Below are 13,770 nucleotides of genomic sequence, written 5' to 3' on the forward strand. Positions count from 1 at the left end.
ACAGTGGCGACGGTGCACAGGAACGCAGGGTTGACGCGCGGTTGGACATCGCGGCGGGCGTCGCGGCGGGCAGCATGGCGGACGCCACGGCCGGCGCCGCGTCGGGATCCGGCGCCAACCTCCCCGTACTGCGCGGCCACAACGCGGCGCTCGTGCTCGACCTGCTCCGTACGGCGGGCGCGGGTGGCATCAGCCGGCTGGAGCTGGCCGAGCGCACCGGCCTCACCCCGCAGGCGGTCAGCAAGATCACCGCCAGGCTGCGGACGGAGGGCCTGGCGGCGGAGGCCGGACGCCGGGCCTCGACGGGCGGCAAGCCCAGGACCGTACTGCGGCTCGTTCCGTCGGCCGCGCACGCGGTCGGCCTGCATCTCGACCGGGACGAACTGACGGCGGTCCTCGTCGATCTCGCCGGTACGCCGGTCCGGGCCCGGACCGTTCCCTTCGACCTCGGCGCGGGGGCGGAGCGGGTGGTCGACGCGGCGGCGGCCCAGGTGGAGACCGTACGAGCGCACACCGGGTCTCGTCGCGGACAGCCGCTGGGCGTCGGGGTCGCGATGCCTGGGCCCCTCGACCACGCCACCGGTGTTCCGGGGCGTGTCACCGGCTTTCCGCAGTGGGACGGCTTTCCGCTGCGCGAGGTCCTCGCCGCCCGCCTCGGCCTGCCCGTGGTCCTCGACAAGGACACCAACGCCGCCTCCCTCGGGCTTTCCCTGCGCGGGCCCGGTGACTCCTTCGCGTACCTCCATCTCGGTACGGGCCTGGGCGCCGCCCTCGTCCTCGGTGGGGCGCTGCACCGGGGGGAGCGCACCGGGGCGGGGGAGTTCGGCCACCAGGTCATTCAGCTCGACGGGCCGGTGTGCGACTGCGGCAACCGAGGCTGTATCGAGGCGCTCTGCCTGGCGGCGGCGGGCCGTGGCGATCTGGCGGAGGCGGCGCGGGTGCTGGGCGCCGGGGCGGCGAACCTGGTCGGGCTGCTGGACATCGACCGGGTGCTGCTCGGCGGGCGCACGGTCGCGGCGAACGAGGAGTGTTTCGTACGCGGTGTGGGCGCCGCCGTCGCCGAACGCTCCCGGGGCGCGGTCGTCCCGGTGGCCGTCGCGGAGGGTGGCGCGCACCTGGTCGCGGAAGGGGCGGCGCAGCTGGTCCTGGCCCCGGTGTTCGGGCACCGCCGGGGTGCGGAACTGGGCCGTTGAGGCGTATTTGTCATACTTTCAGGCTGTTCGGGGGTGCGACATCCGGTCAGGTCCGGCGGCTCGTGGCAGCGTCGGACGTGCTCCGACCCGACCGCCTCGCGATCAGCAAAGGCCGTGCCCACCATGCGACTGCGTCACACCCTCGCCATCGGAGTCACGGCAGCCGCGACGATCGCGCCGACGGTGCTGCCCGGGCTGCTCCCGCCCGCTCAGGCGCGGGATACCGGCCGGACGTGCGGCAGGGCGTCCGATCCCGACTTTCCGATCAGGACCCGGATCCATGGCGGACCCACCACCTACCGGCCCGGGGGCGGCGCCCGGAAGTGGTCCCTCGATCTCACCAACACCACGGACGAGGTGTGCCGGGACATCCACCCCGTCATCGTCGTCGTCGACCGTGACCGCGCCCTCGACGCGTCCCAGTTCACGCTGGAGATCACGGACGACAAGGGGCACTGGCGGGCCATGTCGCTGGCGAAGTCCGACGAGGACGAGACCATCGGCGTCCTCGACGACGGTTCCGCCGGATTCGCCGTGCCCGCGGGGAAGACCGTCACCGTCCGCGCGCGACTGGCCTTCGCCGCCGATACGCTCCCCAACGAGATCCTGGTCAACGCCGCGACCGTGCAGCGACGGGGGGACGACGGCGACTGGGTCGGTGAGTCGAACGCCTACCGCTTCACGGTCCGCCAAGGCGACGCCGACGCGGATGCGGATGCGGATGCCCATGTGCACGCGGATACGGACGTGGACGCGGACGCCGACTCCGCTGCCGAGCCGGAGGTCACGGACGGTCCCGCTGTCGACGCCGGGCGGGATGCCGGCGGCCGTACGCCCGCGCCCTTCCCTGTCGGCACGCCGACGCCCACCGGCCCGGGCGGCCACCCGAGTGCTTCCGCCCCGCTGCCTGCCGTCAGCCCTGCCGCCACCCCCGACGACCCCACCGCTCCGGACGACCCCACCCGTGAGGACCCCGGCCGGCCTGTCCGTACGCCCGGTCCCGACCGCCGGCGATCGGCCGACGCGTCGCGGGCGCCCGTGCGCCCGCCGGTAACCACGGCCCCCGCCACCCCCGGGTCCTCCGCGTCCGCCACGACCCCGGCGCCCTCCACCGCTGAGACTCCCGGCCTCTCCTCCACCCCCGGCCTCTCCTCCACCCCCGGACGCTCGTCCGCCCCCGCGCCCGCCATCACCCCCGCGTCCCCCGCCCTCCCCGAGTTGGCGGCCACGGGCCCCGGCGACCTTCCCGGCCGTGCGGCGGCCGCCGCCGCTGTCCTCCTCGCCGTCGGAGCCGCCCTGGTCGCCGGTGTGAGGCGGCGTGAGGCCGGAAGGCCCTGAGCCCCGCCGTGCCCTCCCGCGCACTTCCCCGTACCTCCGCGCACTTCCCGTACCTCCGCGCACTTCCCGTACCTCCGCGCACGTCCCCGTACCTCCGCGCACCCGCCCGCCGCCCCCGTGCGAACATCCCCCGGTGGACTACCCGAACGACCAGGCACCTGGCGCACCCGTACGCTTCGGCATCCCCGAACACGGCCGTATCCCGAAGTACTACGCGGTCAAGGCCCATGTCGCCGTCCTGATAGAGGAGTTGGGCGAGGGCGGTGCGCTGCCCACCGAGCGGGATCTCGCCGTACGGTACGAGGTCTCCCGCGAGACCGTGCGCCAGGCGCTGCGCGAACTCCTGCTGGAGGGACGGCTGCGCCGACAGGGGCGCGGCACCGTCGTCGCGGGGCCCAAGCTGGAGCAGCCGCTCTCGCTCGCCAGTTACACCGAAGGCGTCCGCCGCCAGGGCCGTAAGCCGGGCCGGAGTCTCATCTCCATCGACCGCTTCCCGTGTCCGCCCGCGCTGGCCGCCGAGACCGGCATCGGGCGCGGCGAACCGGTCTGGCACATGGAGCGGGTCCTGCTCGCCGACGACGAACGGGTCGGCCTGGAGAGCACCTACGTCGCCGTGGCCCAAGCGCCCTCCCTCGGAACGGAGTTCGACCCCGACTCGTCCTTCTACGCCTATCTCCGCGACCGGCTCGGGGTCGCCTTCGGTGACGCGGACGAGCGGATCGAGACCGTCCTGGCCACCCCGCGCGAGGCGCTGCTCATCGGCACCCCGCCGGCCCTCCCGATGCTGCTGCTCCACCGCGTCTCCCGCGATACGGCGGGCCGCCCGCTGGAACGCGTGCGCACGCTCTTCCGGGGCGACCGCTTCAGCTTCACCACCCACCTGGACCGGGTCCGCGACTGAGAGCCCGCCGCACGGGCACCCTCGCGCACCTTGCATAACGGCGACATAACGGGTCTGGTCCAAACTTGCGGGCCCGTTCACCCTCCCGTCGCCGTCCGGACCGCCACCGGTCACCACCCCCGAGGAGCGTTGCCGTCGTGAGAGTCATCGTCGTAGGAGCCGGCGTGGTGGGAACCATGCACGCCTGGCACGCAGTGAACCGCGGCCACGAGGTCGTACAGATCGAGCGGGAGACCGAGGCGCGAGGAGCCTCCCTCCGTAATTTCGGGCAGATCTGGGTCAGTGGCCGCGCGGGCGGCGAGGAGCTGGAGACCGCGCTCCGCGCCCGTGAGCTGTGGGAGGAGATCGGCCGGCGCGTACCGGACCTGGGCTTCCGCGCCTGCGGCTCGCTCACCCCCGTCCGCACCGAGCTGGAACTCGCCGTCGCCGAGGCCGCGATCGCCCGCCCCGACGCCGCCGCCCGCGGCTACAAGCTGCTCACCGCCGACGAGGCGCGCGCCGTCAACCCGGCGCTGCGCGGCGACTTCACGGCAGCCCTGTGGTGCGAGCGGGACGCGGCCGTCGAGCCGCGCACCGCCCAGCTCGCGCTCAAGAAGGAACTGCTGGCGTCCGGCCGCTACACCTTCCTCGGTGGCCGTGAGGTCCGTGAGGTCATCGGTGAGCGCGCGGTCCGCGACGACCACGGCGACGTGCACACCGGCGACGCCGTCATCCTCTGTACGGGTGCCTGGCTCGGCGGCCTCGTCCGCGAGCTGGTCCCGGACCTGCCCGTACGCCGCGTACGCCTGCAGATGATGCAGACCGACCCGCTCGGCGAGGAACTCACCACCTCCGTCGCCGACGCCGACAGCTTCCGCTACTACCCGGCGTACGCGAGCGAGGCCCTGGACGCGCTCAACACCGGCCAGGCGCAGGCGCCCACCGCCGCCGAGCACCGGATGCAGCTGCTCATGGTGCAGCGCCGGGACGGCGGGCTGACCATCGGCGACACGCACGAGTACGAGCACCCCTTCGCCTTCGACCTGCTCGACGACCCGTACGAACACCTCACCGAGGTCGTCGAGTCGTTCCTCGGCCGGCCGCTGCCGAAGATCCGGCGCCGCTGGGCCGGGGTGTACGCACAGTGCACCGACACCTCCCGCGTGGTGCACCGCCAGCAGGTGCGTGACGGGGTGTGGCTGGTGACGGGCCCCGGCGGCCGTGGCATGACCTGCTCGCCCGCCATCGCCGAGAAGACCGCGAACGAACTGAACTGGTGAGGAAGTTGACCGAGATGACTGAGCAGACGGCGCAGACGGCGCAGACGGCGCAGACCGAGCAGGCGGCGCAGACCGAGCAGGCCGAGCAGACCGCCTCCGCCGGGAGCACCGGCATCAGGCTCGTCGTGCTGGACATGGCGGGGACGACCGTCGCCGACGGCGGCCTGGTCGAGCAGGCGTTCACGGTGGCGGTACGGCGCATGGGCGCCGAGCCCGAGACCATGATCGACTACGTGCGCGCCACCATGGGCGAGTCCAAGATCTCCGTCTTCCGCCACCTCTTCGGGGACGAGGAGAAGGCCCAGCAGGCCAACACCGCCTTCGAGACGGCGTACGGCGAGCTGGTCACCGCCGGGCACATCGCCCCCGTTCCCGGCGCCCGCGAGGCCATCGAGCGGCTGCGCGCCGAAGGCCGGACGGTCGTCCTGACCACCGGCTTCGCCCGGGTCACCCAGGACGCGATCCTCGCCGCCCTGGGCTGGCAGGACCTGGTGGACTTCACCCTCTGCCCGGCCGACGCGGGCGGGCGCGGACGTCCGTACCCGGACATGGTCCTCGCGGCCTTCCTGCGGTCGGGCGCGGTCGACGGCGTCCAGCGGATCGCGGTCGCGGGCGACACGTCGTACGACATGCTCAGCGGTGTGCGGTCCGGTGCGCGCGTCGTCGCGGGCGTCCTCACCGGCGCCCATGACAAGGGGCAGCTGGAGGCCAACGGCGCCACCCACGTCCTCGGCTCGATCGCCGAGCTGCCGGACCTGCTCGCCCGGGTGGAAGCATGACCGCAGATGTCGGTGCGGGTACGGGCCCGCGCGACGCGGGTACGGGCCTGAGCGACGCGGTCACCGCCAAGGTCCTCGTGATCGGTATCGACGGGGTCCTCCTGGACCGGGTCGCCGACGCCGACGCCCCGCGCCTCACCGGGCTGATGGCGGAGGGGCTCACCGCGCGCAGCGGTCTCTACACGCTGCCCATGGCCGAGACCATGTCCGGGCCCGGCTGGTCGACCCTGGCCACGGGTGTCTGGCCCGACAAGCACGGCGTCAAGGACAACACCTTCGTCGGCAAGCGGTTCGACGCGCACCCGGACTTCCTGACCCGGATCAAGGACGCGGCGCCCGCCCTGCGCACCTACGCGGCCGCCGACTGGGAGCCGCTCACCTCCACCCTCCAGAACGGCCCGGTCTTCTCAGCGAAGATCGACAAGCGGCTCAGCCTGGAGGGCGACGGCAACGGGTACGACGTCGAGGACCCGAAGATCGCGACAGCGGCCGCCGCCGAACTGCGCGACGGGGACCCGGACGCCGCCTTCGTCTACTTCTGCGAGGCGGACGAGGCCGGCCACCTGCACGGCGCCGCCAGCCAGCAGTACCTGGACGCCATCGCCCGCGTCGACGCGCGGATCGGTCAGCTGCTGGACGCGCTCGCCGCCCGTCCCGCGTACCACCGGGAGAACTGGCGGATCCTGGTCGCCACCGACCATGGCCACACCGACGCGGGCGGCCACGGCGGCTCCTCCGACGCCGAGCGCTCCACCTTCGTGATCGCCACGGGCGCCGGCATCCCGGCGGGCTCGGTCCGCGACGACGTCAAGCTCGTCGATGTCGCCGCCACGGCCCTCGCCCATCTCGGAGTCCCCACGACCGGTCTCGACGGCGTTCCGCTCGACATCCGGCACCAGGACGACTTCGAGGAGCTCGGCCGGCCGGAGTCCGGCTTCACCCACACCCCGCCCGCCGGCTGGTCCGTCGACAACTCCCGCATGGGTACGGGCGGGGCCGCCGTCTGGCACGGCTGGACCTTCACGACCGATGCCTTCTGGAGCCGTGCGGAACGCGACCAGGGGCGCGAACTGAACGTGCGCGCCCGGGGTGTCTTCGCCGTCGCCGACTCCGGCCGCTGGGCCGCCGAGCCGCGCACGGCGGCGTTCGACTCCACGCTCACCGGTCCCCGCAGGCCGGTGACCGGCGGGACCACGCGGTATCTGCGATTCCGGACGCACTACCGCCACGAGGCCGGGCAGCGCGCCGAGGTGCTCGTCTCGTACGACGGATCCCAGTCGGCCGTCGTGCGGAGCTACACGGCGGACGCCGTGGCCAGGTCGGAGAGCATCCCGCTCCAGGTACCGGCCGGCGCGACGCAGGTGCGGGTCGGTTTCCGGTACAGCGGGGACGACGCCTGGTACTGGGCGCTGGACGGCGTCCAGCTGGACTGAGCCCACGGGCCGGAGTGAGCCCATGGGCCGGACTGTGCCCGTGGGCCGGACTGTGCCCATGGGCCGGACTGTGCCGTGGACGGCCGCTCCGTCCACGGCACGCCGTGGTTAGGCTGGGCGAGCCGGACGATCCCGATATCCGATCGGACAGTGCCGACAGCGGATCAGTGGATCAGCGGATTATTGGCCACCGCAGAGCGGAGAACAGTCCAGTGCCCGAGCGCAAGCCGATCGAATCCTGGCTCACCGACATGGACGGCGTCCTCATCCACGAAGGGGTTCCGATCCCGGGCGCGTCCGATTTCATCAAGCGGCTGCGGGAGTCGGGCAAGCCCTTCCTCGTTCTGACCAACAATTCCATCTACACCCCGCGTGACCTCCGGGCCCGGCTCTCCCGGATGGGTCTCGACGTGCCGGAGCAGAACATCTGGACCTCGGCGCTGGCCACCGCCCGGTTCCTGGAGGACCAGCGGCCGGGCGGCACGGCGTACGTCATCGGGGAAGCGGGCATGACCACCGCGCTGCACGACATCGGTTACATCCTCACCGACCACGAGCCCGACTACGTGGTGCTCGGCGAGACCCGTACGTACAGCTTCGAGGCCCTGACCAGGGCGATCCGGCTGATCAACGGTGGCGCGCGGTTCATCTGCACCAACCCGGACGAGACCGGCCCCTCGAACGAGGGCCCGCTGCCCGCCACCGGCGCCGTCGCCGCGCTGATCACGAAGGCGACCGGCAAGGCCCCGTACTTCGCGGGCAAGCCCAACCCGTTGATGATGCGGACCGGACTCAACGCCATCGGCGCGCACTCCGAGACCAGCGCGATGATCGGCGACCGGATGGACACCGACGTGCTGGCCGGTCTGGAGGCAGGGATGGAGACCTTCCTCGTGCTGACCGGTGTCACGACCCCGGCCGACATCGACCGCTACCCGTACCGGCCTTCGTCGGTCGTTGACTCGATCGCCGATCTCGTCGACCGGGTCTGAGCGTGTCCGAGCACGTCAGGGCGGTGTGCGAATGGTATGGGGGCCGGTAGCCGTGCGCTGCGGATGCGGAAACACACCGGGCGGGTGAGTCTGGACGCATCAGGAGGTTAACGATGCGTTCAGGATTGCTCGCTCTCCGTGCCGTGGGGGCCCTCACCGTCCTGGTGGCGGCCCCCGTCCTCGGCGCCACCGCCGCTCAGGCCCACGACTCCGTACGGGTCACCATCACCCCGTCCGCCATCGCCGCCGGCGGTGAGGTCGCGATCCGCGTCGAGGGGTGCAGAAGCCACTCGGGCGTGGCCGCGTCCCCCGTCTTCGTCGCCAACGCGGAGCTGTCGGGCCGGGACGACGGCCGTGACTCGCCGCTCTTCGGCGACACGACGATCAAGTCGTCGGCCCGCCCCGGCAGTTACGAGATCAACGTCAGCTGTGACGGGCACGGCCACTCCGGCTCGGGCACCGTCCAGGTCATCCACCATTCCCGGCCCGATCATGATGGGCGGCCCGACCATGACGAGCGGCCGGGCCACCACGAGACGCCGTTCGCGCCGGTACGGGCCGGCGGCGGCGGTACGGCGACGCTGGCCGCCGACAAGCGGGAGGCCGCCGAAGCGGCGGGCCCGGGCACCCCGCACGCGGTGATCGGCCTGGTCCTGGCCGGGGTGGCGGCGGTCGCCGTGGCCTTCAGGAGCGTACGGCGGCAGCGCACGGCCGCGCGGGACGCGGACTGACATGTCCGACGGGGACCGCTCGGCGGGCACCGGCAGGCTGATGACCGGAGTGGCCTGGGCCGTACTGCTGCTGGGGTTGTGGCTCTGGGGCCGCGACGCCACCGAGGGCGCCGGGGAGTCGGCGCCCACCACCGGCGACGTGGCGGCCGTCGGCCGTCCGCTGGGGGTGGCGCTGCCACCGGCCCGCACCCCGCTGGAGCCGGCGCGGCCGGAGCGGGTGGACGTCCCCTCCATCGGGATCACGGCCCCGATCGTGTCCCGGGGGCTCGACGGGGCGGGGGCGGTCGACCCGCCGCCGTACGAGACCCCGCAGACGGTCGGCTGGTACGGCGACGGTGTCCAGCCGGGCGCGAAGGGCACCGCGGTCTTCGTCGGCCACGTCGACACCAAGACCAAGCCCGCCGTCTTCTACGGGCTCAGCGCGGCCCGGCCCGGCGGGAAGGTCCGGGTGGCCAGGTCCGACGGCACGGTCGCCGAGTTCACCATCGACGACATCCAGGTCTTCAGCCGGGATCACTTCAACGCGCGGAAGGTCTACGGGCCCCGCGAGAAATCCCGCGCGGAGCTGCGGCTGATCACCTGCGGCGGAACGTTCGACCGGGCCGCCGGCGCCTACACGGCGAACGTCGTGGTGTCGGCGTACCTGACGGGTGTGAGCGAACCGCGCGCCGGCTGAGCGCCTGTCGAGACGAGAGAAGCCCCCTCACGTGATGTGAGGGGGCTTCTCCTGCGCGTGCGCCGCCAGGGACTCGAACCCCGGACCCGCTGATTAAGAGTCAGCTGCTCTAACCAACTGAGCTAGCGGCGCCTGCTGACCTGGAGAACTCTACCCGATCGCCACGCATGATCCCGACCATTCGATGGGCGCTGCGGCCTGTCGGATAGTCCTTTCTTCCCTTTGATCCGTCAAAATGCGATTTGTCCGGACAGTTTTGACACCGGCGCCCGCGCCGCCGCGTCCCAAATTTCTTGATGAGTGTGGAGGGGATCGCATGACCGTCCCGGTCTTCGAGGAGTACGAGCCCGCTCGTGACTGCTCCTGCCCCGGATGCGCCCAGCAGCGGCGCGATCTGGCTCGGGGGCTGCCGGTGCGGGCGGGTGGTCACCCGGCCGCGCACGGCGCCAGGCGGGCGCTGGTGCTGGCGACCGCCGCGGGGATCGCCCTCAGCGCGACCGGTGCGGGCGTGGCGCAGGCGGCCGGACCGTCCGCCGGTCCGCCGCCGGGCCCGCTGACGGGCCAGGCCCGCATGGACGCCGCCCCCGGCCCGGTCCTGGATCCGGCCCCCGGTCCGGCCCCGGACGACGGCGGCCGGACCCCGCGCCCGGCCGCCGAACCGGGCGCCGATCCGGTCGAACCGGGCGCCGAACCGATCGTCGAGCCCGCCCCCGAGCCTGGTCCCGAATCCGGCGTCGCTCCCGTGGGCGATCCGGCGCCGTCGACGCCGCAGGGCGGCAGCGGCCCGCTGAACGGACAGCCGCTGCCGGGCCCGGGTTCCAGCCGGCCGGTGCTGCGGAAGTCCACCCGGGCCGAGATCATCAACCGCGCCAAGCGGTGGGTGAACGCGAAGGTGCCGTACAACATGGAGAAGTACTGGTCCGACGGGTATCGCCAGGACTGCTCCGGCTACGTCTCGATGGCGTGGAACCTCGCGGGCAACGAGTGGACGGGAAGCCTGGCGCAGTACGGGGTGAAGATCACGCGGGAGGAGCTGGAGCCCGGCGACATCCTCCTCTTCCACAACCCATCCGACCCGAACAAAGGTTCGCACGTCACGATCTTCGGTGGCTGGACCGACTACACGCACTCCTACTACGTGGCGTACGAGCAGACCCCGCCGAGCACCCGTTCGCAGTCCACGCCGATGGCGTACTGGAACAACTCCGCCCAGTACGTGCCCTACCGCTACAAGGGGCTGACCGAGCAGGATCCCGGCGGCGGCGGCAGCGGGCCGGGTGCGGAGACCGGCGAGCGGGCCGCGTATCCGGGGGCGGGGTCCTTCGGCCCGGGCGCCGACAACGCGTACGTGCGGCAGCTCGGCGAGATGCTGGTGGAACGCGGCGGGCGGCGTTTCTACAGCCAGGGCCCGGGGCCGCGCTGGGGCGAGGCGGACCGCAGGGCGACCCAGGCGTTCCAGCGCGCGCAGGGCTGGCGCGGCGCGGACGCGGACGGGCTGCCGGGGCCGAACACCTGGCGGTACCTGGTCGACGGCCTGGGCAAGGACATCCCGCCGGCGGGCGCGGGCGGCAGCGGGGCGAGCGGCCGCGCCACCACACGGAGCGAAAGAGGCGCCGGGGGCGGGAGCGGAAGCCGAGGAGACACGGGGACGGCGCCGGCCTTCCCGGGCGCCCGGTACTTCCGGCCGGGCGCGGCGGGGCCGTACGTCGAGCGGCTCGGCAGGCAGCTCGTGAAGAAGGGCTTCGGCCGGCATTACACCTCCGGTCCCGGAGCGCGCTGGACCGAGGCCGACCGGCGCAACGTCGAGGCCTTCCAGCACGCCCAGGGCTGGCGCGGTACCGAGGCGGACGGGTACCCCGGCCCGCACACCTGGCGGCGACTCTTCGCATGACGGAGGCAAGGATGACGACGACCGTGCAACCGAGCGACGACGGGCCGCCGTCATGGGGCGCGTCACGCGGCGAGCCGACGCGACGGCCCCGGCCCGAACCGGGCTGTCACGTCTATGTCCCCCTCGCGGACGCGCTGGTGTCCCCGGGCGAGGCCGAGGACCGAGGCGTAGCCGGGAGCCGTGAAACGGCCGGGGACAACGACGCGGCCGCGGTCCACCGCGGCAGTGCCCATGACGGCGGCTACGACGGCGACGGCGGCTACCACGGCGATCAGGAACTGAGCGGCCCGAAGACCGAGTTGCTGGATCCGCTGCCGCTGGATGCGCTGCCTCCGGGCCCGCTGCCGCTGGAGCCGCTGCCTCCGGGCCTGCTGCCGCTGGAGCCGCTTATGGGCACCGCGCCGGGCCCGGCGCCCGCCGGCCCCTGGCCCCGGCAGCCGGAATTCCGGGGTACGGCCGGCGGCGCCGAGACCGCCCGCTGGACTCCGCTCATCGTCGGCGAGAGCACCCAGGAGATCCCCGTACACCTGCTCTTCCGCGAGGAGGCCGGGGCCCGGGAGGGCGCCGGGGACCCGCTTCCCGTCAGGCCCACCGTCATCGGGCGGCGGCGGGGGACCGGGGAGCAGCCCCGGGTACGGCGGGTGTCCGCCCCCGAGCCCGGGCCGGCCGGGCCGTCGCGTTCCGTCCCGCCGGTCGATCCGAAGCTGGGTGAACGGCCGGGGCCCGTTCTGCCCGGCTGGTCCGCCGCGCTCGTCGGTCTCGGGGCGCTCCTCGGGTGCGGGGCGGTGATGTGGTGGGCCGGGGCCGTACCGGACGCCCTGACGCGGTCGTTCGGGATGGTCCCGGCCCCCTACCGGGGTATCGGCCTCGGGCAGCGGGCCCTGCTGGTGCTCGGCGTGCTGGTCATGGTCCTGGCCTTCGGCGGACTCGGCCGTGGCCAGGTCGGGCGGGCGTGGGTGCTGACCCTCTTCGGCGAGTACCGGGGGAGCGTGCGGCGTACGGGCCTGCTCTGGGTGAGCCCGCTGCTGCTGCGCCGCCGGGTGGACGTACGGCTGCGGCACTGGCGCGGTGAGCCGATGCCGGCGGTGGACGCGAACGGCACGGCGCTGCGGGTCGTCGTGCTGGTGGTCTGGCGGGTGAGGGACACCGTACGGGCGGTCCTCGGCGTCAAGGACCACGAGGAGTACCTGCGCGAGCAGGTGGAGGCGGCGACGGCGCGGGTGCTCTCGCAGCTGCCCGCCGACGCGTTCCACGACGAGGGGCCGACGCTGCGGGACGCCGAGGCGGTCGGCGACGCGCTGACCCGGATGCTGGCGGCGGAGTGCCGGCCCGTCGGCGTGGAGATCTTCTCGGCCCAGCCGACGCGGATCGAGTACGCCCCCGAGATCGCGGCGGCGATGCGGCGCAGCCGGATCGCGGTGATCGACGCCAGGCACCGGGACGGTGTGCTGACCGCCGTGGTCGACTCGGTGGAGGACACCGTTCACCGGCTGACCTCGCGCGGACTCGTCGAACTGGACGACTACGAGCGCAAAGCGCTGGTCAAGGACCTCACCGTGGCCTTTTACACAGGTCGGCAGGGGGCCGGGGAGAGAGCCTGACAGGTCTGGGCCGCGCTTGTTATGGACACGGTCAAGTTCCGTTAATACTCTACGACTTGGTCTAGACCGCAGAACCGCTCATCTCGCACGCGGCCGGTACGCGTTCGGTACGCGTCCCGTACCTGTCGCGGCACACGTGTACCTGTCGCAGCACACGCACGGCTCACCGAACTCCCCACGTTCTCTGGAGCGAAGCATGCGAAAGAAGATAGGCGCGGCCGTGGTCGGCCTCGCGGTCGCGGGCGTTTCCCTGCTCGCCACCGGCAGCGCCAGCAGCCACGGCTACACCGACCAGCCCCTCAGCCGCCAGAAGCTCTGTGCCAACGGCACGGTGACCAACTGCGGCAACATCCAGTGGGAGCCGCAGAGCGTCGAGGGGCCCAAGGGCTTCCCGGCGGCGGGTCCCGCCGACGGCAAGATCTGCTCCGGCGGCAACAGCCAGTTCGCGCAGCTCGACGACCAGCGCGGCGGCACCGGCTGGCCCACCACCAAGGTCACGGCGGGCCAGAGCTACCAGTTCCGCTGGCAGTTCACCGCCCGGCACGCCACGACGGACTTCAAGTACTACATCACGAAGAACGGGTGGAATTCGTCCCAGCCGCTCACCCGCGCGGCGCTGGACACCCAGCCGTTCCTGACGGTGCCGTACAACAACCAGCAGCCCCCGGAGACGCTCTCGCACTCGGGCACGATGCCGTCGAAGTCGGGCCGGCACATGATCGTGGCGGTATGGACGATCGCTGACACGGCGAACGCGTTCTACTCGTGCTCGGACGTGCAGTTCTGATCTGAACGGCGTCTCGGGGGTGGCGGGACGGCCGGTCCGCCACCTCCGAGACGGATATATCGGACGCGACAAATATGGCCGGAACCGTCAACTCGACTGGTGTGGCCGCGTGTTCATCTTCAAGGGGTTTCCTGACGACGCGATGTGCGGGAGCATTCCGGCGTCGGTCATCGCGCGTAGACCCGTGCG

The 13,770-nt window shown here is 72.8% G+C and carries 12 protein-coding genes and 1 tRNA gene; 12 read left to right on the forward strand and 1 reads right to left on the reverse strand.

Going from position 1 to position 13,770, the window contains the following annotated elements; all coding sequences use genetic code 11:
- Nucleotides 1-74: 74 nt before the first annotated feature.
- The 9 genes from ACIBAE_RS04605 (at nucleotide 75) to ACIBAE_RS04645 (ending at nucleotide 9,302) form a co-directional block, all read left to right on the forward strand.
- Nucleotides 75-1,193: an ROK family protein gene (locus ACIBAE_RS04605; protein ID WP_399282571.1), complete on the forward strand. Its 1,119-nt coding sequence runs from the start codon at nucleotides 75-77 to the stop codon at nucleotides 1,191-1,193.
- 114 nt (nucleotides 1,194-1,307) lie between these two features.
- A complete protein-coding gene (locus ACIBAE_RS04610; RefSeq protein WP_399282326.1) occupies nucleotides 1,308-2,531 on the forward strand; it encodes a hypothetical protein in 1,224 nt (407 codons plus the stop codon).
- 133 nt (nucleotides 2,532-2,664) lie between these two features.
- On the forward strand, nucleotides 2,665-3,432 hold the full coding sequence (locus ACIBAE_RS04615) for a GntR family transcriptional regulator (protein ID WP_399282327.1): 768 nt from the start codon (nucleotides 2,665-2,667) through the stop codon (nucleotides 3,430-3,432).
- 137 nt (nucleotides 3,433-3,569) lie between these two features.
- The gene (locus ACIBAE_RS04620; protein ID WP_399282328.1) at nucleotides 3,570-4,691 is read left to right on the forward strand and encodes a TIGR03364 family FAD-dependent oxidoreductase; all 1,122 of its coding nucleotides are present in this window, start codon (nucleotides 3,570-3,572) and stop codon (nucleotides 4,689-4,691) included.
- Nucleotides 4,692-4,705: 14 nt separating this feature from the next.
- On the forward strand, nucleotides 4,706-5,470 hold the full coding sequence (locus ACIBAE_RS04625) for a phosphonatase-like hydrolase (protein ID WP_399282329.1): 765 nt from the start codon (nucleotides 4,706-4,708) through the stop codon (nucleotides 5,468-5,470).
- Nucleotides 5,467-6,903 (forward strand): alkaline phosphatase family protein, encoded by a 1,437-nt coding sequence (locus ACIBAE_RS04630; protein ID WP_399282330.1) that lies wholly within the window; start codon nucleotides 5,467-5,469, stop codon nucleotides 6,901-6,903. The genes ACIBAE_RS04625 and ACIBAE_RS04630 overlap by 4 nt, the downstream gene beginning before the upstream one ends.
- A gap of 212 nt (nucleotides 6,904-7,115) precedes the next feature.
- Nucleotides 7,116-7,895, forward strand: coding sequence for an HAD-IIA family hydrolase (locus ACIBAE_RS04635; RefSeq protein ID WP_399282331.1), 780 nt, complete (start codon nucleotides 7,116-7,118; stop codon nucleotides 7,893-7,895).
- Nucleotides 7,896-8,008: 113 nt separating this feature from the next.
- Nucleotides 8,009-8,626 carry a hypothetical protein gene (locus tag ACIBAE_RS04640; RefSeq protein ID WP_399282332.1) on the forward strand — a complete coding sequence of 206 codons (618 nt, stop codon included), beginning with the start codon at nucleotides 8,009-8,011 and terminating at the stop codon, nucleotides 8,624-8,626.
- Nucleotide 8,627: 1 nt separating this feature from the next.
- Complete coding sequence (locus ACIBAE_RS04645) at nucleotides 8,628-9,302, forward strand: class F sortase (protein ID WP_399282333.1); 675 nt, start codon at nucleotides 8,628-8,630, stop codon at nucleotides 9,300-9,302.
- Between the two features lie 58 nt (nucleotides 9,303-9,360).
- On the opposite strand, the gene ACIBAE_RS04650 is transcribed toward ACIBAE_RS04645, so the two are convergent.
- Nucleotides 9,361-9,434 (reverse strand) — tRNA-Lys (locus ACIBAE_RS04650).
- A gap of 184 nt (nucleotides 9,435-9,618) precedes the next feature.
- Between ACIBAE_RS04650 and ACIBAE_RS04655 the strand changes: the two genes are divergently transcribed.
- From ACIBAE_RS04655 to ACIBAE_RS04665, 3 genes are all read left to right on the forward strand, one after another.
- Complete coding sequence (locus tag ACIBAE_RS04655) at nucleotides 9,619-11,193, forward strand: peptidoglycan-binding protein (RefSeq protein ID WP_399282334.1); 1,575 nt, start codon at nucleotides 9,619-9,621, stop codon at nucleotides 11,191-11,193.
- Nucleotides 11,194-11,204: 11 nt separating this feature from the next.
- A complete protein-coding gene (locus ACIBAE_RS04660) occupies nucleotides 11,205-12,794 on the forward strand; it encodes an SPFH domain-containing protein (protein WP_399282335.1) in 1,590 nt (529 codons plus the stop codon).
- 196 nt (nucleotides 12,795-12,990) lie between these two features.
- The gene (locus ACIBAE_RS04665; protein ID WP_399282336.1) at nucleotides 12,991-13,581 is read left to right on the forward strand and encodes a lytic polysaccharide monooxygenase; all 591 of its coding nucleotides are present in this window, start codon (nucleotides 12,991-12,993) and stop codon (nucleotides 13,579-13,581) included.
- The last annotated feature ends 189 nt before the right edge of the window (nucleotides 13,582-13,770 follow it).

The sequence above is a fragment of the Streptomyces sp. NPDC051569 genome, assembly GCF_044454085.1.
Classification (GTDB): domain Bacteria; phylum Actinomycetota; class Actinomycetes; order Streptomycetales; family Streptomycetaceae; genus Streptomyces.